Genomic DNA, 17,273 nt, shown 5'->3' on the forward strand with positions numbered 1-17,273 from the left:
CGTCACCTCAGGGCCGCACCTGTCCGGTGCCGCGCACTCGGTACTTGAAGGAGGTGAGCTGCTCGACGCCGACGGGGCCGCGCGCATGCATCTTGCCGGTGGCGATGCCGATCTCGCCGCCCATGCCGAATTCCCCGCCATCGGCGAACTGCGTGGAGGCATTGTGCAGCAGGATCGCCGAATCGATCTCGGTGAAGAAGCGCTCGACCACGCCGGGGTCGTCGGCGATGACGGCCTCCGTATGGGCGGAAGACCAGCGGTTGATGTGCTCGATGGCGCCCGAGATACCGTCGACCAGCGAAACGGAGATGATCGCGTCGAGATATTCGGTCGACCAGTCCGCCTCGGTCGCCGGCACGAGATTGGGGATGCACGCGCGGATCTCGTCCGTCGCCCGGACCTCGCAACCGGCGGCCAGCAAGCCTTCGACCAGCGGGGCAAGATGCGTATCGGCCGCGGCGCGGTCGATCAGCAGCGTTTCGGCGGAGCCGCAGACGCCGGTGCGGCGCATCTTGGCGTTCAGGACGATGTCCCTTGCCATTTCCAGCCTGGCGGATTTGTCGACATAGACATGGCAGAGGCCTTCGAGATGCGCGAAGACCGGCACGCGGGCCTCGCTCTGCACGCGCGCGACGAGGCTCTTGCCGCCGCGCGGCACGATCACGTCGATGGCGCCGCCGAGGCCCGACAGCATGGCGCCGACGGCCGCACGATCCGTCACCGGCACATACTGGATGGCGTGCTCCGGCAGGCCGGCGGCCTTGAGACCGGCGACCAGGCAGGAATGGATAGCCTGCGATGAATTCACGCTGTCCGACCCGCCGCGCAGGATCACGGCGTTTCCGGCCTTCAGGCACAGCGCGCCGGCATCCGCCGTCACGTTCGGGCGGCTCTCGTAGATCACGCCGATGACGCCGAGCGGCGTGCGCACGCGCTCGATATGCAGGCCGTTCGGCCGGTCCCATTCGGCAATGACGTCGCCGACCGGATCCTTGAGGCCGGCAATGTCGCGGATGGCAGAGGCGATGCCTTCGATGCGCTCGGGCGTCAATATCAGCCGGTCGAGGAAGGATGCTGCGACGCCGCTTTCCTTCGCCTTGGCAAGGTCGAGCGCATTGGCGGCAAGGATCGCGTCGCGGTTCGCCAGGATCTCGGCGGCCATGACTTCCAGCGCGCGGTTCTTCTCTTCCGCGCTGGCGATGGAAAGCGGACGGGCGGCGGCGCGGGCATTGCGGCCGATCGTGTCCATCAGGGCGTCGATATCGGTCCTGACCTGGTCAAGCATGGCTCAAATCCTTCCCTGCCTCGGCAGCGGCCGGCACGGCAAGGCCGGTCACCACGAGGTCGTCCCGGTGCACCATGGCGGCGCGGCCGGCATAGCCCAGAATGGCGGCGATATCCGCCGATTTCTTGCCGACGATCAGCCGCGCCTCGTCGGCATCGTAGCCCGCGAGGCCGCGGGCGATCTCGCGGCCGTTCGTGCCGTAGATCGAAACCGTGTCGCCGCGCGAAAACGACCCCCATACGCCGCGCACGCCGGCGGGCAGCAGGCTCTTGCCGGCGCTGAGTGCTGTTTCCGCACCCGCATCGATTTCCAGCCGTCCGGCCGGCTGCAATTGCCCGGCAATCCACGTCTTGCGCGCGGTCACAGGCGACCCCGACGGTGCAAACCACGACGAGCGTGCGCCCTCTTCGATGGCGCGCAGTGGATGGTCGACCTTGCCCGAGGCGATGATCATGGCGCAACCCGCGCCCGTTGCGATCTTGCCGGCGTCGATCTTGGTGCGCATGCCGCCGCGCGACAGTTCCGACGCCGCACCACCGGCCATCGCCTCGATTTCCGGCGTGATGGCCGGGATGATCTCGAGGAATTTCGCGTCGGGATCGAGATGCGGCGGTGCCGTATAGAGCCCGTCGATATCCGACAGCAGCACCAGCAGGTCGGCGCCCGTCATGGTGGCGACGCGGGCGGCTAGCCGGTCGTTGTCGCCATAGCGGATTTCCGTGGTGGCGACCGTGTCGTTCTCGTTGATGATCGGCACGGCCCGGAGTTTCAGGAGCTGGTTGATCGTCGCGCGCGCATTGAGGTAGCGGCGGCGCTCCTCGGTATCGCCCAGCGTCAGGAGGATCTGGCCGGCGACGATAGCGTCGGCCGAAAGGCTTTCCGACCAGGCGCGCGCCAGCGCGATCTGGCCCACGGCGGCGGCGGCCTGGCTTTCCTCCAGCTTCAGGGCACCAGAGGGCACCTTCAGCACGGAACGGCCGAGCGCGATGGCGCCGGAGGAGACGACGAGAACCTCGGTGCCGCCGGCCTTCAATGCGGCAATATCCTTGCACATCGCATCGAGCCAGGCCTTCCTGAGGCCGCTTGCGCGGTCGACAAGCAGCGCCGAGCCGATCTTGATCACAATCCGGCGGTATTTTCCGAGCGGTTTGCGGTTCCTGGTCATCTCAGTCGTCGGATCCGGCATTCTTCGATTGAACGATGACGTCGCGGAGCGCACGCAGCGTGCCGACCATGCCGACATTGGCGACGGCGGAAAGCTGCAGCACGGGCTGGCCGCAGGCCTTCTGCAGCGCCTTGGACTTCTTCTTCAGCTCGTCCTCGTCGAGCAGGTCGATCTGCGAGAGCGCCACGATCTCCGGCTTGTCGGTGATTCCGCCGCCATAGGCTTCCAGCTCGTGCTTCACCGTCTTGTAGGCCTTGGCGACATCCTCCTCCTGGGCGGAGACGAGGTGCAGCAGCACGCGCGTGCGCTCGACATGGCCGAGGAAACGATCGCCGAGGCCCACGCCGTCATGGGCGCCTTCGATGAGGCCGGGAATGTCCGCCAGAATGAACTCGCCGCCGTCGATGGTGGCGACGCCCAGATTGGGATGCAGCGTCGTGAACGGATAGTTGGCGATCTTCGGCCGCGCGCGCGTGCAGGTCGCGAGGAAGGTCGACTTGCCGGCATTGGGCAGCCCGACGAGACCGGCATCGGCAATCAGCTTCAGCCGCAGCCAGATGGTCTTTTCCTCGCCCTCCAGGCCGGGATTGGCCCAGTTCGGCGCCTGGTTGGTCGAGGATTTGAAATGCGCGTTGCCGAAGCCGCCATTGCCGCCGGCGGCCAGCTTGAAGCGCTGTCCTTCCTGCACGAGATCCACGATCAGCGTCTCGTTGTCTTCCTCGAATATCTGCGTGCCAACGGGCACCTTCAACGTCACGCTCGCGCCGTTCGCGCCGGTGCGGTTGCGGCCCATGCCGTGCGTGCCGATCGTCGCCTTGAAGTGCTGCTGGTAACGGAAGTCGATCAGCGTGTTGAGGCCGTTGACGGCCTCCACCCACACGTCGCCGCCGCGTCCGCCGTCGCCGCCGTCGGGGCCGCCGAATTCGATGAATTTTTCGCGGCGGAACGAGACAGCCCCTGCCCCGCCGTCGCCGGACCGGATATAGACTTTTGCTTCGTCCAGGAACTTCATCGGCTCGCCGTTCGCTTTACTCTGATCAATATGGTCATTTTGCCGTCTTCGATATAGCCGCTTCCCGCAGAGGTCAAAGACTATCGTGAAATTCGTCAGCTATAACATCCAGTACGGGATCGGTCTCGACGATCGACTCGACCTGCCGCGCATCGTCTCCTCGATCCATGGCGCCGACATCATCGCGTTGCAGGAAGTGACACGCAACTTCCACCGCAATGGCGGCATCGACATGGTCGCCGAATTGCAGACCCTGCTGGCGAACCACTACTCCGTCTTCGGTTCGGTCTGTGATCTCGACGCAGGATCGGCCATCGAGAAGGGCCGTGTGGTCAATCGCCGCTTTCAGATCGGGAACATGATCTTCTCCCGCTGGCCGATCCTTTCGACCCGTACCATCCTGCTACCGCGCACACGAACCCTCGACAAGTTGAATACACAGCGCGGCGCCACCGAAGCGGTCATCGCCACACCGGGCGGCGCGCTCCGCGTCTATTCCGTGCATCTCGACCATGTGCACCGCGACGAGCGCATCGCCCAGATCCGGTATCTCAAGGACCGCGCCCAGCTCTACGGCTTCGAGGGCGGCGCGATTTCCGGCGCCCATGAACTCGGCCTGCCCGAACCGCCGGTGCCGGAGGACTATGTCCTGATGGGCGATTTCAACATGGTGCCGGAATCGCCCGAATATTGCGAAATGGTCGGCGGCGTCGATCCGCTTTATGGCCGCCAGATCCGCGCCGGCAACCCGGTCGATGCGATCGCCGGCCTCGGCAAGCGCCATGCCGCGAGCTTCAGCTGGATCAATCCCCAGGACCATGCCGACCGCATGTTCCTCGATTACTGTTTTCTCAGCCACGGCCTCGTGGAGCGCTTGACGGATGCCTGGGTCGACGAGACGGCCTTCGGCTCCGACCATATGCCCGTCTGGTTCGAATTGTCGTAAAGCGGCAGTTTTCCCAGCTTCGGCTGAAGCACTACCCCTCTCCTCCGTCATGGTCGGGCTTGACCCGACCATCCACCGCCGCGGGCGCCGCGTGGATCCTCGGGTTGAACCCGAGGATGACGAAAGAGAGGTGGGCGGATGTCTCCGCCCCGCTTGGTTGTCACTGCCTTGGCATCGCAGGGCGAAAATCGCCCGGCGCCAGCACGGTCTCGAGATGCGGCACCATGGCGGCGCGCGCGACGCTGAAGACGTCGCTGCAACCGGTGATGCGGAAGCCCGCCTTTTCCTGCACGCGAAGAGACGCGAGGTTGTCGGCGAAGATGCCCGAGTGGATTTCCGTGCCCGGCATGCGCATCAGGAAGCGGGCGATGGCCGCGTGCACGGCCTCGCTCATATAGCCGCGCTGCCAGTAGAAGCGGTTCAGCCAGTAGCCGATTTCCCAGCCTTTGCTCCGTCTCTCGAAGGAAACGCAGCCGATATGCACGTCGTCGCCGGCGGTGATGGCGAAGGCCCAGCCATCGTTGAGATCGGTGGTCGCCACGGCAAGCCACTCGGCGGCATCCTGCCGGTCATACGGGGCGGGAACCCGCGCCAGCATGCGCGAGACCTGGAAGTCGGCAAGCGACTGGGCGATGGCGTCGGCATCGGACATGCGGTGCGGGCGCAGCACCAGGCGCGCCGTCGTGATGGTCGGGCAGGGGCCGGGCCCGGCGGTGCGGGCCCGTTCGACGGAGGTTTGCATGGCGTTCATCGCATGCCTCCCCAGCTCTTCAGCGAGACCCAGGTCTTGCGGTCGAGCCGGTACCACTCCACGGGCACCATGCCGCCGACGGCAAGGCTCTGCACCATGCCGGTCGCCTGGAACTGGAAGCCGCACTTCTGGATGACCCGCCGCGAGGGGATGTTCATGACCCGGCAGCGCGCGTCGATCTGTTCGATGTCGCGGGTGCGGAAGACCATGTCGATCAGCGCATGGGCCGCTTCCGTGACATAACCCTGGTTCCAGTAGGGTTCGCCCAGCCAATAGCCCAGCTCGACCGTGCGTCCGTCGTCATGCGGCTCGATCCCGCAGCAACCGAGGAAGGCGCCGTTGTCGGCTTTCGTAATGGCATAGACGCACTTGCCAATCGCGCCGTCGCGCGTGCGTCGCACGAAATCGGCGGCGTCCGCAACCGTGTAGGGGTGCGGCATGCGGGCGACCATGTTGGCGATATTGGCGTTGTTGGCGAGATGGGCAAGGGCGTCGATGTCGTCTTCGTGCGGGGCTCTCATGACGAGCCGCGGCGACAGCAAGATCGGGCAATCGGTCCTCGACCGTTCAGGCCTTGGCCTTTCCTGGGGAGACCTTGATTGGTCTTCCCGCAACAGTTCGGTTTGCATGTTCAGTCCTCCAGAACGAAAAAGGGAGATAAGGTCTTGCCTCATCTCCCTTTTTCTTCTTCAGGCCTGAAACCTGTCGCGCCAGCCGGGTCGATGAGACGCCGGCTGTTTTAGAGCGCTACCGGCTTATTCCGCTGCTTCCGCTTTCGGGGCCACAGACACGTAAACGCGACCGTTGGCCTTCGTACGGAAATTCACATTGCCAGCCGTGAGAGCGAAGATCGTGTGATCCTTGCCGAGACCGACATTGGCACCGGGATGCCACTGCGTACCGCGCTGACGCACGATAATGTTGCCTGCGAGCACGGCTTCGCCGCCGAACTTCTTCACGCCAAGACGCTTGGACTCGGAATCGCGACCGTTGCGCGAGGAACCGCCAGCTTTTTTGTGTGCCATGGGAGTTCTCCTTTACCTGTCCGGGTTATTCGGCTGCTGCAACGGCTTCGGCTTCAGACTTCTTGGAAGCCTTCTTTGCCTTGCCGCCGGCGGCTGCGATGTCGATGATACGGACAGTCGTGTTGTGCTGACGATGACCGCGCGAACGCTTCGAGTTCTGGCGACGACGCTTCTTGAAGGCGATGACCTTCTTGGCGCGGCCGTGCTCGACGACTTCTGCGGTGACGATCGCGCCTTCGACGAAGGGCGCACCGATCGTCGCATCGGCGCCGACGCCGACCATCAGCACTTCGGTGAATTCGATCTTTGCACCAGCGTCGCCCGACAGCTTTTCAATTGTCAGAACGTCGTTGGCGGCCACGCGGTACTGCTTACCGCCGGTCTTGATGACTGCGAACATTTTGTATCCTTTCATGTTCGTGCCGGCTCTGCGCCCTGGGGCACGGCCGTCTTTTTATCAGTCGACAGGGATGGCGATGCATTGGCGCATCACCGGCTCGGGTGGTTCCGCAGAACGCGGCGCCGAAAAATCAGGCCGCTCGGCAAAAAGAACCATGTCGCGGCACGGGCGAGACCCATGCCACAGCACCTTGCGCAATAGGTGAGGGGCGGGAAACTGTCAAGGGAATTTCCGTCACCATGACAAATAGATGACCTTTCAACGGTCAAGGCCTCTTGCCAGCCTGCACGACACCCGCTATGTACCGCCCGCGCCTCAAAGGTGCCGACCGACATCCGGAGAGGTGGCAGAGTGGTCGAATGCACCGCACTCGAAATGCGGCATACCTGCAAGGGTATCGTGGGTTCGAATCCCACCCTCTCCGCCATCATGGACCTTGAGTTGCCAGTGGCTTGCCTCTGGCATTCGCTTTCTGTTGGTCTTCGGGCCCTGGTGCTCGATTTAGCTAGGGCCACACGTGGGGCACTTCTAACACCTCTGATAAGACATGATTTTATCAAGCAACGGGAATTTGCGTCTTGGTGGCGGGGACCTTGCCAACACCCAAGGCAAGTGATAGTTGAATTTTCGCGACGGTAGCTCAGCAAGGTAGAGCGCACGGTGTTTCACCGTGAGGTCCCCGGTTCGATTCCGGGCTGTCGAAACGTTGTCACTAAATGGCTGCGTTTCGACAGCCCGGGTTGGAAGAGTGGATCAGGCAAGTTGCAATAAAGTATTTGGCGCACAGACTCAAAATGTTAGGGCCCTCAGTGGGGCGAGAGTCCAGCTGTCACGCGCGATAAATGACGCGTTGAAGCAGAAGAATTACGCCACTGTCGGGGTGCTTTCTAAAAGCTTGGCTCTTGTCTTCTGCGCTTGGGTAGAAGCCAGCTTCTCAAAGCTCATTCATACACCACATGGCTTTACTCTTGATGAGATCGCAACCATTAAACAGGCGATTTCCTCGGGCAGCGTCGTTTCAGGGTGGGAGCGAGCGATCCAGATCGCAATGACAGATCACGATGCCGCAAAAAGCAATTTTGATGCGAACGATAGCCAAAAACTGAGCGATCTGGTCGATCGATTTGTGAAGAGGCCAAGTCTTCTTAGAAATAAGATCGCTCATGGCCAGTGGATAGTTGCTCTTAACGGTAAAAATACTGATATTAATTCAGATGTGACGAACGATATATCAGAAATTAATTCTGTAATGATCGACACATGGTTTGAATGCCAAGAAAAATTGATTGAAATAGTTGAGCATCTTATTCATTCACCCAACAAAGCGTTTATAAAAACATATCGCGCTCGCGTGGACCAACTTGAGCAGCTCTATCAGGAGCGCCAAACTTGGACAGATGAAACCAAAAGAGCGAAACTACTTGCCAGGCGCAGAGGGGCCTTAGAGACTACTGCAGTAGTTTAAGGCTTGCCGCATTTACCGAATGGCTCGGCTCACCTTATGCACCCCGTCTCGCTTATCGTGCCACGACGCTGAGGTGCCGGGATAACCCTTGGCACCTATCCGGGGCTGTCCTACGCGTGACCTTCAATATCCGTTGGAGATCACATGGCAACGATCAGAAAGCTCAGGGGACGCTGGCAGGCTTATTCCAGACTGATAACCTTAGCCGGCGAGAATGTCTCCAGCTTCTTTATGCCGGATACCATTTCCTTGCCGAAGACGGGCGAGCCGATTGCACCTTTCAGCCAGCACTCTCGTTTAGGCTTGATGTATGTGAACGCGATGCAAAGCGCTTCGTCTACGCAGGCCAATCGACAGGCGAGGGGCGTTTTCGCCGACTGATGCGGACGTCGTGAAAGATCACCGCCCGGCAGATCGACATTGTCAAACAGCGCGGTTTGAGGGTCGATGACGCCCATTGTGAAAGCTGATGGATCTGCCTCGGCTCCGCTCAGGAATCGCCCTGAGAAAGCTACGCTGTTTCCATCGGCTCGGCCGGCGCTCGACTTCAGGAAGCAGTTCGGTCCCTTCCTGAGCCTTGGATTCGTATTAAAGGTGAACGCCTTGCACTGACCGTCCATTACTAGGCAGCTATTAGCGCATGCCGCAGCATCATCGACACGAATAGAGGAGATGTCGTCACCGAACAGATCGAGGCCGGTGTAGATGGCTATTCGGTTTGGTCGCTTGGTGAACTCTTCGATCGGGGAAAGTGCCGTATCTCGAGGCAGGCTGGCTTGAAGCGAGTCTGGTGTTGGCTGATCAGAAGTGGCAGGTTGTTTGTCGGACGAGTTGCCTCCATCGATAGGCTTGGTGGTCGTTCGCGGATCTTGACTGGATCCGGCCAATTCATTCGATCGCTGGCTAGCATTTCGGTTCAACCCGTAACGTGCAATCTCATCTTGACTGAATACGTGCATGTCATCAGGCGGAGTCTTGAACATGACGTGCATCACGTCCATCGGCGTGCCGAAGCGGTTCAGCACTTCAATAATGTCCGATATCGCCAGCTGTGCGCCGACGAGATCAGACGAGCCGGAGGAGATCTGGTGGACGCCCAGGTCGCCATCGGCCTTTCTTTCAGCACCTGCAAGAAAGACGAAGGCGCATGCCGAGAAGCATTTGCTGCCACTCGGGATATAGGTGGCCAACTTACGTTGATGGATGTCGTCTGCGATGAGCAGACCGATCTGAACGTTACCGCCGGGACTGTTGAGGATAATTAGCTTTGCTTCCGGTGTCGCTTGAAGTGCGCGGCGAAAATTCAGGCCGGAATTGATGTCAATCTCACCATTTAGCGTGATGACGTCCGGCGTGGAATCGTCAAAGCTGAAGGGGCCAAAAGCTTTTTCCCCGGCGCTTGCATCGAAAATAGAGGCGACCGATAGCAGAATGCTCGCCAGCACAGCCCAAAATTGAATACGCATATTAACATACCCTTACCCGTGCTCATCAAACTACATCGATCGCTACTGAGCAAGAGTTGGATGGAATCGGCTCAATCTACCTGGGAGTGCAGTTAATCGTTGCCCCTTTCGGTGCCGGAATGTCCCTTGGCGCCCCTGCCGGGGCGTCCTACGCATGATCTCCAACGCAACAAGAGATCGAAATGGCAACTATCAGAAAGCTCAGAGGGCGCTGGCAAGCTCAGGTGCGTCGTCGCGGGATGAAGCCACGCGCGAAGAGCTTCGACAGCAAAGCAGACGCCGAGAAGTGGGCGCGAGATCTGGAAAGCCAGGTCGACCGCTTCGGGGCCGCTCCGGACACAAAGATCCTCGAGACCACGACGCTCGGTGCGCTCCTAGAGCGATATCAGCGGGAGATCACGCCCACCAAGCGCGGAGCGGTGCAGGAAGGACAGCGTATCGATGTTCTTCGGCGTCATGATCTCTCGCACCGAACGCTGATCGGGTTGAGCCAGCAGGACGTTGCGTCGTTCCGCGATGAGCGCCTGCAGTCGGTAGCTCCATCTACCGCTGTGAGAGAGATGGCGATCCTCAGTCATGCTCTTGAGGTTGCGATGCGTGATTGGGGAATGCCGCTCGCGAAGAACGTGGTGAAGCTCGTGCGCCGTCCGGTCATTCGAAATGAGCGCAGCCGACGCCTGACGGGCGATGAGGAGCAGCGCCTTCTCGATGGCTGTGACGCCGGATTGGTTCCCCATCTCAAAACGCTGATCATTCTGGCGATCGAGACCGGGATGCGCCGAGGGGAGATCCTGGGTCTTGAGTGGAAGGACTTCTCTCACAATCGCCGGGTGATCACCCTGATGATGACGAAGAACGGATCCGGGAGAGAGGTGCCTCTGTCTCAGCGTGCCTTTGACGCACTGACAGAATGGAGAGATCGAGCAGAAGTAGATCAATCTCTCATCTTCTCAATGAAGCCAGGCGCGCTCGAACAAGCTTGGCGTCGTCTTCTAGTTCGTTCAAAGATCAAGGGGCTGCGCTTCCATGACCTACGTCACGAGGGTGTCAGTCGCCTGTTCGAGCGCGGACTGAATATCATCGAGGTCAGCAGTATCTCAGGGCATCGCGACCTGCGTATGTTGAAAAGGTATACGCATCTAAGCGCCGACGATCTCGTGACTCGTCTCGCGTAGATCCATCTACGTCAATGCCGTCGCCTTGCACAACGTTTACACTAACCTGCGTGAGCGCCAAATCTGTCAAGGCTGAGCGATAAAATCGGTGAAAAATGTATATCATGGGTTGCGTTTCGCCTTGCCTCCAACCGCAAAAACCTGCGGATTGGCGCCCGACCTTGACATGATGTTTACGTTATCTTGCGGAAAGCGCTCATTTCGAGCGTTTTTGACGCCGATGTTAAGGTTGCGCAACGAGCGTGAGTTGCATCGCTGCTTCGGCGTCCCGTTGGCTGCCAGACAACCTGCTCAGACTACCAAAATTCGCGATCGGAGGACGGCTTAGCCGGCAAGTAGACGCTGCCGATCCCCTGGGTGCCAGTGGAGAAAACATATCCGCTGTTGAATCAGGATGCATGCGTGGGCGAACCTATATTCGTGTGCCAGCCCCTAAGGGTTGCCGTAACATTCGACAAGGAGTTGAGAGTCATCGAGCGCTACCGAACGCCTCCGCCCTCCTTGGACGATCCAGAGCAGAGCGTCCGCTTCTCGTTCATGTCCGCCCGGTGCCTGTGGACCTCCTCTGCCAGGGCTGCGGCGATCGACGATCGAGATCATTAGGCGGACATCGAAGTCTTAGAAAAAATCAAGCTGCGCGATGGGGATGCCTTCCGTGGCCGCGACGATTGGGTCCTCTATCCTCCCATGCCTCAAATCGACAGAGAAGCTCAGGCGAGCGAAGCATTATCAGAAGCAACTTCGTCGGACTCAACGAAGGATAGAGCCTGTGCCAATCCTGGAGTCAATCAGACCTATCCAGACAAGCAGGCGACATAGCCGGAGCGATAGACAGCAGGCATATTCTCTACCCAGCCAGCTGAAGCCCCCGGAAGCTTCTTTCACGCCCGCGACCACCAAGAGAATGGGAACGCCCGGGGCGTGAACTTTTGATCGTTCTTTATTATGGCTAATTACATATAAGACGTATCTTATAATAGAAGAGTTACATACGGCCAAAAGTTCACGCGCCGGTCATTCACAAATCACATCTCCCGCTCACGACGTGAAGCACTCGCTCCGGCTGGTTGCTATAAATCTTCACGACGACGAACAGCAGAGGAACTTCTGAAATGGAAAACTTGAGTGATGACGACACCTATGTGGTAGAACGCGCGCCGATCAAGCTCACCGCCTACGACCGCCGTCTGAAGGAGTTTCGTGACCTGAGCGAGAAGCGTGACGAGCTTGCGTCTCATCCGGACAGTCAGCGTAGGATGGCGCAGTTGAACCTGTTGATAGAGCAGGCGCAGAAGCGGCTTGAGATCGAAAAGGAGCGGAGCACCGATGATGCCTGGCGTCGGCGTCGTGACATCGATGACTGGCGTTCGCGCGATGGGAAGGAACTGCGCAATGCGGGCCGCCGGAAGGTTCGCCGGAAGCCGAATGACGACTTGTCGCACCTGACTCTCCCCGAGAAGGAGCAGCGGAAGCGTGACCAGCGTGCCGATGCAAATTTCATCAAACGGAAGGAGAGGGAAGGCATGTCCGAAGCGAATATTCAAGCCGCGCTTTTGCTGCGCCAGCAGCAGCGTGCCAGTAGGCGGGCAGTGTCAGAAGATAGCGATTTAGCGGTGAACCCGGCCTACGGGATGTTCTGAACGTGCGACGACGGTGTCGCTGATGCTAAGAGGCTGCGAATCGATTTAACAGCGCCCTACCGACGAGTTGTAGGCATGCGTGCCCGCCTTGTGACTTCAACCCAGCCAGGGACGCTCCGGATCTTTCGGGTTGGGTGCGAACTCGCCGTTACCCTGGCGTCGTTTCGACCGACGATCTTCAGATGACTTCTCTGCGGGCGAGAGCGCGGCGATCACGATCAATGCAGTGATGCTGAAGAAGAAGCCGAGGGCGAACCAGCCCAGCGGATCCCGGTTCTTGTTCGCGGCTAAGATCGCGCACGCACCACCGAACACGACGCCCGATGCAAAAATGATCAATGAAACGTCCATGCACTCCTCGCAGCAAATCGGGCCTGGATGTGCCCGCGAGAGCGAAAGGGAACCTTTGTCCGATAGAGATCAGCTGCAACTGCTGACCGGTCGCATCCTATGGTTTCAAGGACTTCCGGGAAAGCTCCATTTAATCACCGACAGAGCGAAATCGTTCCTTTATGTCAATCGCTTAGCTGCCATTGGAGCGTGAGGATGCACGAGATGAAGCTGGTCGGTTATGCCCGTGTTTCAACGGTCGAGCAGAACCTCGACATGCAGGTCGCCGCGTTGAAGGCGGCTGGTTGCTCAGAGATCTTCACCGATCATGGGGTATCCGGCGCCGACTTCCAGCGTCCTGGTCTTCTCACCGCTCTCAAGAAGGTCAAGCGGGGTGACATGCTCGTCGTTTGGCGTCTCGACCGGCTTGGACGCTCTCTCGTCGACCTAATTCAGACCGTGAACGGACTATCGAAGAGGGGCTGTGATTTCCGGTCGTTGACTGAGAGTATCGATACGTCATCATCGGGCGGACGGCTGCTCTTCCATGTGATGGCCGCGATGGCGGAATTCGAACGAGCCATCATCAGCGAGCGCACCAAGGCGGGGATGGAAGCTGCCAGAGCTCGAGGATCGCGTATTGGACGCCGTCGCTCGATGACGCCAGAGCAGACCGAAGCCGCGCGATCGGCAATCGAGAACGACCTGGAGCCCGTCGCCGACGTCGCTGCGGCATACGGTGTGCACCCGAAAACGCTCGCACGGCTCCTGCGCAGTTCCGTCAAATCGATGCGTTCGCAGGCAGCCATTTCTCCAGGGCCATAATCACATCGGGTTGCTGCCTGTCTCTCTATGAAGAGCTCGGCCCAATGACGCGTTGAGCTTCGGGAACTCCATCTCTGCCATTACGTCGCAGACCTTCAGATGGCGCTTCGCAATGATCTCTTCGATCTGGTTCTTTATGGCGGGCAATAGCTTTCCGTTGATTGCGATCGTGGGGCTATCCACCACGACACGAAAGCGCATAGCGACTCACCGGCGAGCATCGCCTCGCTTTCCTCTGCAGACATCGATCAATAGCTCGGAGCCAGCCACTGAGCTCCCCTGAGTCAACCAGACGCTGTTCCCCTAGGCATAGTGCTTAAGCTCCGATAGGGCGGCCCGGAAGACAGAGGGTCCGACTCTGATGTGACCTGCTTTGCGCTCATGCCCCCTATCGGACTATTGTGTTGGTATCTCTTTGAGGCTGTCAGTCATCGAACCCTGTCGATTCCGCCTTAAACTTCAACTGCTTTGCATTATCTCTGATGACACTTGCATCGTCGTCATCGAAGCCCTCGGGCGCAGTTGCCTCTATCTCAAGTGTTAACGTAACCTTTGCGCCCTGAGTGCGCTGCAGTTCCATGACGACAGCGTTCAGGATGGCGTCGAACGATTTGACGGGACGGATCATGTCGATCTCGACCGAGCCATAAAAGCGTGTCGGCTTGCTCGGCCTTGCAGGTTCCGAAACGACAGGGTCAAAGCCACGAACGGGTGCCGCAGGCTGACCAGGCGTCGGCCCAGTTGATGTTCCTGGGGTTGGTCGCGAGATGGCGATCGCTTCTTCGTCAATCTGCCGCCGGGCTTCCTCCTCTCGCACGATGAGCCCGCTCGACAGGTCAAGACTCACAGGCTCTCTGGCCCAGCTGAGCTTGTGATACTTGCCCGTCGCCTCGTCGAAGCTCTCCGCATATCCGAATTGGGGATCGAGCTTCGCCAGCGCGTCGCGGACTGCGACCTCGAGGACAACCCGGTCGCGAAGCTTCGGCAGGTAAACATAGGACGCGAACCAGTTGGTGATCTCGGCGACCGGCAGATGCGGACGATCCTCGGGCCAGATCGGCTTCAGTGCGAGCCAGAGGCGTTCGGTTCCAAGCTTCTCAAGAACTACACCATCGGCCTTCGCCTTGTCGTAGACCATGGCCGGGATAGCAGGTCGGTCGCGCGACGAGATCTGGTTGTGCTCGAGTTCGAAGGGTTTGCCAGGCGTATCACTCTTGACTGGGTGTATAATGTGGCTCCAAGCAGCTCTGACGGCCTTCTGAGCGGAGTCCCGGGTCGTCTTGGCCTTGTCCTTAGCATCCGCGGACTGTGCCTGCGTCATTTGTTGCTGCAGCCGGTCATCCGACGCGATAGAGGCCCAAGCGATGGCCTTGCGCATCACTTCACGGGCCGTGCCGAGCTGCGCAACGTCTGGCGCGACGAAGACCAGGGTGTTCCTGAAACGCCTCTGCGATGATCGGCAGCGCGTAAGAGTGTCATCGACCGCCTCTGTCGCGGCGGACTTGTCCGCGCCGCGACCCGCATGCGGATGGGCCGGACCTAGGATGACGAGCGACAGAGCTTGGGCTTCATCGATTGTCACTGGGTCATCAGGTGCGGCGAAGACGCGATGGAAGCCGCTGGCGGCCCTTGCATCGTCGCGCAGCACGTCCGCGATCGCGGCATCGACTTCGTGATCTGGGAGCGCCCTGGCGCGATCGTCGGCAAGACGGTTGAGAGTTGGCTGCGTCGAGAACCAGTATCGTCCTGCCTCTTCGTAGAGATAGGTGGCACGCTCGGTGAGCTCGCGCAGCGCTTCGCCGAAGATCGCAAGCTGATCTCCAGGTTCTGCACAGGCAAGTCGCAGACCCTGACCTGTGACCCCGGCGTTGGGTTGACCAACCAACGGCGCCGAGCAGACGAAGACGGCGCGAGCCGCGCGCGTGGCTGCGCGCGCCTGCGAGATCCGGCGAGATGGATTGGCCTCCATAAGGCTGGGCAGCGAGCTGTCTCCGTCGACCTCTCGGTCCACGACGGCGCCGAAGGCTGGATCGAGCGGGTAGAGCACGCTTGCACGCACGCGTTCATTGCTGACCGGGATCCGGGCCGGCAGGATCATCGGGTCGCGCGACTGCCCATGCCAGAGCACGCCGACGACGTTGGCCATGAAGCGTAGCACGCCACGCGTCCGCTGGAATTTCTCGAGGCTCGCCCAGTCCTTCGAGAGGCGATCGAAGAGCTCGGGATGGATCGGATAGGAAAGTCGCAGAAGCTCCAAATAGCGGGCCTCCTTGGCCGCTGGCGGAAATTCGGCAGCATTGGACTTGTAGAGATTGTGAAATGCCTTGACGGTCTCGTCGCGCGCCTTCTCTCCCTCGACGTCGAGCGGCTGGAACAGGCGGCGACGGATAATCTCGTAGGTCTCGTCGCCCGAGGCCGGGAGCCATGCTGACTGCACGCGCCCGAAAATCTTCTCGAGCCGCAACAGCGCTCTCACGCCACGCTCGCCGCCTGCCTCGGCATTGCTCTCGGGCAGCGAGCCGACGATCAAGATACCAGGCACCATCTTGGCCGCCTCAGTCAGCGACTGGATGAAGGACAGCAGCGCCTCGAAACGATCCTCGTCAAGCTGCCGGGCGAACATGGTCAGCTCGTCGAGCAGGATCACGCTAGGCCCAGCGAGCCTGAATACCTCAACCATCAGGTCAGAGCCAGGGCTCGTCCGGGCTGCCTCAGCCTCGGCGACCAGCCTCAGACCCTCCTCGCCAGCAATGCGCCAAGCTATGTAACCCCAGAGGGTATGCAGGCGCGGGCCGTCCTTGATGTTGAGCGAGACGTCGACGCCCTTCGAAGAGCCGACGAAGACCGAGATCTTCGGCTTCGGCAGGGAAGCAACGCCGGCGCGATCAAGGATCTCGGAAAGGCCCGGGAGTGCACGAGGATCGCCTCCACCCTGGAGGTGTTTCACGAGATGAAAGAGCGCGAGCATGGTGTGCGTCTTGCCGCCACCAAACGCGGTTTGCAGGCCGATCACCGGATCACCGCCCGACCCGCCCAGTCGCTGCACCGCAGTTGCCAGCACGCGCTTCAAGCCCTCGGTGAGGAAGGTGATGCCGTAAAAGGCGGAAGGCGTCGCATAGCCCTCGCCGGCGAGGCCGGCATCGACGGCAAAAAGGTCGGCGGCGAACTCGGCTTCCTTGAAGCGATTTGCGATGACATCCGGGTGCGGGAGAGCAACCTCGATCCAAGGCTTGAGAGCCGTTGTGGAAGGCTCTGGAGCCGTCAGGCCGAGCTGCGGTTGCGCCGCAGTCTCCACCACTTTGTTGACAGCCGGGGTTGCCGGATCGACCTGGCCTTTCTCGATGCCGGTTGTTCGTTGCGCTGCATAGGCGGACTTTACTTTCTCCAGCGTCGCAGCGGGCGCCTTGAGGATCTCGGCGAGTTGCAGCATCGCGAAGAGGTAGTTCAGCGCCTCGGCGTCGCTGAGCGGCAGGTTGAGGTGCGAGGTCGCATTACGTGCATCGAAGGCGACGGAAACGTGGTTGCGCGCCTTGTGCAGGATCTTGCGGTCGAAGCACGCGTAGAAGACGTCGTTCCAGTTGTCGATGATGGTCTTGAGCAAGCCATAGGCATCGAGCGGGTCGTTTGGACCGGAACCCGAGGCACGGCTTGCATAGTGCAGCCAGCGCGGCCCGTGTTTCTTCTTCATGTTGGCTTCGACGAAGCCCTCGAGCACCGGCTTCAGGACGAAATCCAGCGTGTCGCGAACCCGTTTCGTTCCTTCGATGTCTTCTCCAGCCATGATCAGT

The 17,273-nt window shown here is 60.3% G+C and carries 15 protein-coding genes, 2 tRNA genes and 1 pseudogene; 7 read left to right on the forward strand and 11 right to left on the reverse strand.

The annotated features are described in order from the left end of the window. Positions 1-7 precede the first annotated feature (7 nt). Genes GR158_RS15840 through obgE form a run of 3 tightly spaced genes read right to left on the reverse strand, consistent with a single transcriptional unit; the run spans position 8 to position 3,462 of the window. Positions 8-1,285, reverse strand: coding sequence for a glutamate-5-semialdehyde dehydrogenase (locus GR158_RS15840; RefSeq protein WP_160871728.1), 1,278 nt, complete (start codon positions 1,283-1,285; stop codon positions 8-10). Further along, positions 1,278-2,450 carry a glutamate 5-kinase gene (proB, locus tag GR158_RS15845; protein ID WP_160871729.1) on the reverse strand — a complete coding sequence of 391 codons (1,173 nt, stop codon included), beginning with the start codon at positions 2,448-2,450 and terminating at the stop codon, positions 1,278-1,280. Before proB ends, GR158_RS15840 begins: the two co-directional genes overlap by 8 nt. A 1-nt stretch (position 2,451) precedes the next feature. Then, a complete protein-coding gene (obgE, locus tag GR158_RS15850) occupies positions 2,452-3,462 on the reverse strand; it encodes a GTPase ObgE (RefSeq protein WP_134648445.1) in 1,011 nt (336 codons plus the stop codon). A gap of 85 nt (positions 3,463-3,547) precedes the next feature. On the opposite strand from obgE, the gene GR158_RS15855 reads away from it, so the two are divergent. Then, positions 3,548-4,408 (forward strand): endonuclease/exonuclease/phosphatase family protein, encoded by an 861-nt coding sequence (locus GR158_RS15855; RefSeq protein ID WP_160871730.1) that lies wholly within the window; start codon positions 3,548-3,550, stop codon positions 4,406-4,408. A 160-nt stretch (positions 4,409-4,568) separates the two neighbouring features. Here the strand turns inward: GR158_RS15855 and GR158_RS15860 are convergent, their stop codons facing one another. The 4 genes and pseudogenes from GR158_RS15860 to rplU all read right to left on the reverse strand — a co-directional run. Then, on the reverse strand, positions 4,569-5,159 hold the full coding sequence (locus GR158_RS15860; protein ID WP_160871731.1) for a GNAT family N-acetyltransferase: 591 nt from the start codon (positions 5,157-5,159) through the stop codon (positions 4,569-4,571). After that, positions 5,156-5,788, reverse strand: coding sequence for a GNAT family N-acetyltransferase (locus tag GR158_RS15865; RefSeq protein WP_134648439.1), 633 nt, complete (start codon positions 5,786-5,788; stop codon positions 5,156-5,158). Before GR158_RS15865 ends, GR158_RS15860 begins: the two co-directional genes overlap by 4 nt. 126 nt (positions 5,789-5,914) lie before the next feature. Continuing rightward, the gene (gene rpmA / locus GR158_RS15870) at positions 5,915-6,184 is read right to left on the reverse strand and encodes a 50S ribosomal protein L27 (RefSeq protein WP_134648437.1); all 270 of its coding nucleotides are present in this window, start codon (positions 6,182-6,184) and stop codon (positions 5,915-5,917) included. 88 nt (positions 6,185-6,272) lie between these two features. Beyond that, positions 6,273-6,584: pseudogene (rplU, locus tag GR158_RS15875) on the reverse strand (50S ribosomal protein L21); the annotation flags it as partial. Positions 6,585-6,921: 337 nt separating this feature from the next. On the opposite strand from rplU, the gene GR158_RS15880 reads away from it, so the two are divergent. The 3 genes from GR158_RS15880 (at position 6,922) to GR158_RS15890 (ending at position 8,049) form a co-directional block, all read left to right on the forward strand. Then, positions 6,922-7,011 (forward strand) — tRNA-Ser (locus GR158_RS15880). A 203-nt stretch (positions 7,012-7,214) separates the two neighbouring features. Next, positions 7,215-7,287: transfer RNA gene (locus tag GR158_RS15885), tRNA-Lys, on the forward strand. Positions 7,288-7,332: 45 nt separating this feature from the next. Then, the gene (locus GR158_RS15890; protein ID WP_160871732.1) at positions 7,333-8,049 is read left to right on the forward strand and encodes a hypothetical protein; all 717 of its coding nucleotides are present in this window, start codon (positions 7,333-7,335) and stop codon (positions 8,047-8,049) included. Between the two features lie 182 nt (positions 8,050-8,231). Here GR158_RS15890 and GR158_RS15895 read toward each other — a convergent pair whose 3' ends face one another. After that, complete coding sequence (locus tag GR158_RS15895) at positions 8,232-9,515, reverse strand: PAN domain-containing protein (protein WP_160871733.1); 1,284 nt, start codon at positions 9,513-9,515, stop codon at positions 8,232-8,234. A gap of 182 nt (positions 9,516-9,697) precedes the next feature. Between GR158_RS15895 and GR158_RS15900 the strand changes: the two genes are divergently transcribed. Together GR158_RS15900 and GR158_RS15905 are read left to right on the forward strand one after the other, a co-directional pair. Further along, the gene (locus tag GR158_RS15900; RefSeq protein WP_160871734.1) at positions 9,698-10,690 is read left to right on the forward strand and encodes a site-specific integrase; all 993 of its coding nucleotides are present in this window, start codon (positions 9,698-9,700) and stop codon (positions 10,688-10,690) included. A 1,112-nt stretch (positions 10,691-11,802) separates the two neighbouring features. Next, the gene (locus tag GR158_RS15905; protein WP_160871735.1) at positions 11,803-12,330 is read left to right on the forward strand and encodes a hypothetical protein; all 528 of its coding nucleotides are present in this window, start codon (positions 11,803-11,805) and stop codon (positions 12,328-12,330) included. 96 nt (positions 12,331-12,426) lie between these two features. On the opposite strand, the gene GR158_RS15910 is transcribed toward GR158_RS15905, so the two are convergent. After that, complete coding sequence (locus GR158_RS15910) at positions 12,427-12,681, reverse strand: hypothetical protein (RefSeq protein ID WP_160871736.1); 255 nt, start codon at positions 12,679-12,681, stop codon at positions 12,427-12,429. Between the two features lie 204 nt (positions 12,682-12,885). Here GR158_RS15910 and GR158_RS15915 point away from each other — a divergent pair, with 204 nt between their 5' ends. Next, on the forward strand, positions 12,886-13,485 hold the full coding sequence (locus GR158_RS15915; RefSeq protein ID WP_160871737.1) for a recombinase family protein: 600 nt from the start codon (positions 12,886-12,888) through the stop codon (positions 13,483-13,485). Here GR158_RS15915 and GR158_RS15920 read toward each other — a convergent pair whose 3' ends face one another. Both GR158_RS15920 and GR158_RS15925 read right to left on the reverse strand, forming a co-directional pair. Then, the gene (locus tag GR158_RS15920; RefSeq protein ID WP_160871738.1) at positions 13,486-13,686 is read right to left on the reverse strand and encodes a hypothetical protein; all 201 of its coding nucleotides are present in this window, start codon (positions 13,684-13,686) and stop codon (positions 13,486-13,488) included. A 223-nt stretch (positions 13,687-13,909) separates the two neighbouring features. Continuing rightward, the gene (locus GR158_RS15925; protein WP_160871739.1) at positions 13,910-17,266 is read right to left on the reverse strand and encodes a DUF499 domain-containing protein; all 3,357 of its coding nucleotides are present in this window, start codon (positions 17,264-17,266) and stop codon (positions 13,910-13,912) included. Positions 17,267-17,273 lie beyond the last annotated feature (7 nt).

Origin of the sequence: Shinella sp. AETb1-6, assembly GCF_009826875.1 — a bacterium.
Classification (GTDB): domain Bacteria; phylum Pseudomonadota; class Alphaproteobacteria; order Rhizobiales; family Rhizobiaceae; genus Shinella; species Shinella sumterensis.

Excerpts from the sequence above, each read along its gene's own strand:
- GR158_RS15840 (WP_160871728.1), bottom strand. The coding sequence starts at position 1,285 with ATGCTTGACCAGGTCAGGACCGATATCGACGCCCTGATGGACACGATC.
- proB (WP_160871729.1), bottom strand. The coding sequence starts at position 2,450 with ATGACCAGGAACCGCAAACCGCTCGGAAAATACCGCCGGATTGTGATC.
- obgE (WP_134648445.1), bottom strand. The coding sequence starts at position 3,462 with ATGAAGTTCCTGGACGAAGCAAAAGTCTATATCCGGTCCGGCGACGGC.
- GR158_RS15860 (WP_160871731.1), bottom strand. The coding sequence starts at position 5,159 with ATGAACGCCATGCAAACCTCCGTCGAACGGGCCCGCACCGCCGGGCCC.
- GR158_RS15865 (WP_134648439.1), bottom strand. The coding sequence starts at position 5,788 with ATGCAAACCGAACTGTTGCGGGAAGACCAATCAAGGTCTCCCCAGGAA.
- rpmA (WP_134648437.1), bottom strand. The coding sequence starts at position 6,184 with ATGGCACACAAAAAAGCTGGCGGTTCCTCGCGCAACGGTCGCGATTCC.
- GR158_RS15895 (WP_160871733.1), bottom strand. The coding sequence starts at position 9,515 with ATGCGTATTCAATTTTGGGCTGTGCTGGCGAGCATTCTGCTATCGGTC.
- GR158_RS15900 (WP_160871734.1), top strand. The coding sequence starts at position 9,698 with ATGGCAACTATCAGAAAGCTCAGAGGGCGCTGGCAAGCTCAGGTGCGT.
- GR158_RS15905 (WP_160871735.1), top strand. The coding sequence starts at position 11,803 with ATGGAAAACTTGAGTGATGACGACACCTATGTGGTAGAACGCGCGCCG.
- GR158_RS15910 (WP_160871736.1), bottom strand. The coding sequence starts at position 12,681 with ATGGACGTTTCATTGATCATTTTTGCATCGGGCGTCGTGTTCGGTGGT.
- GR158_RS15915 (WP_160871737.1), top strand. The coding sequence starts at position 12,886 with ATGAAGCTGGTCGGTTATGCCCGTGTTTCAACGGTCGAGCAGAACCTC.
- GR158_RS15920 (WP_160871738.1), bottom strand. The coding sequence starts at position 13,686 with ATGCGCTTTCGTGTCGTGGTGGATAGCCCCACGATCGCAATCAACGGA.
- GR158_RS15925 (WP_160871739.1), bottom strand. The coding sequence starts at position 17,266 with ATGGCTGGAGAAGACATCGAAGGAACGAAACGGGTTCGCGACACGCTG.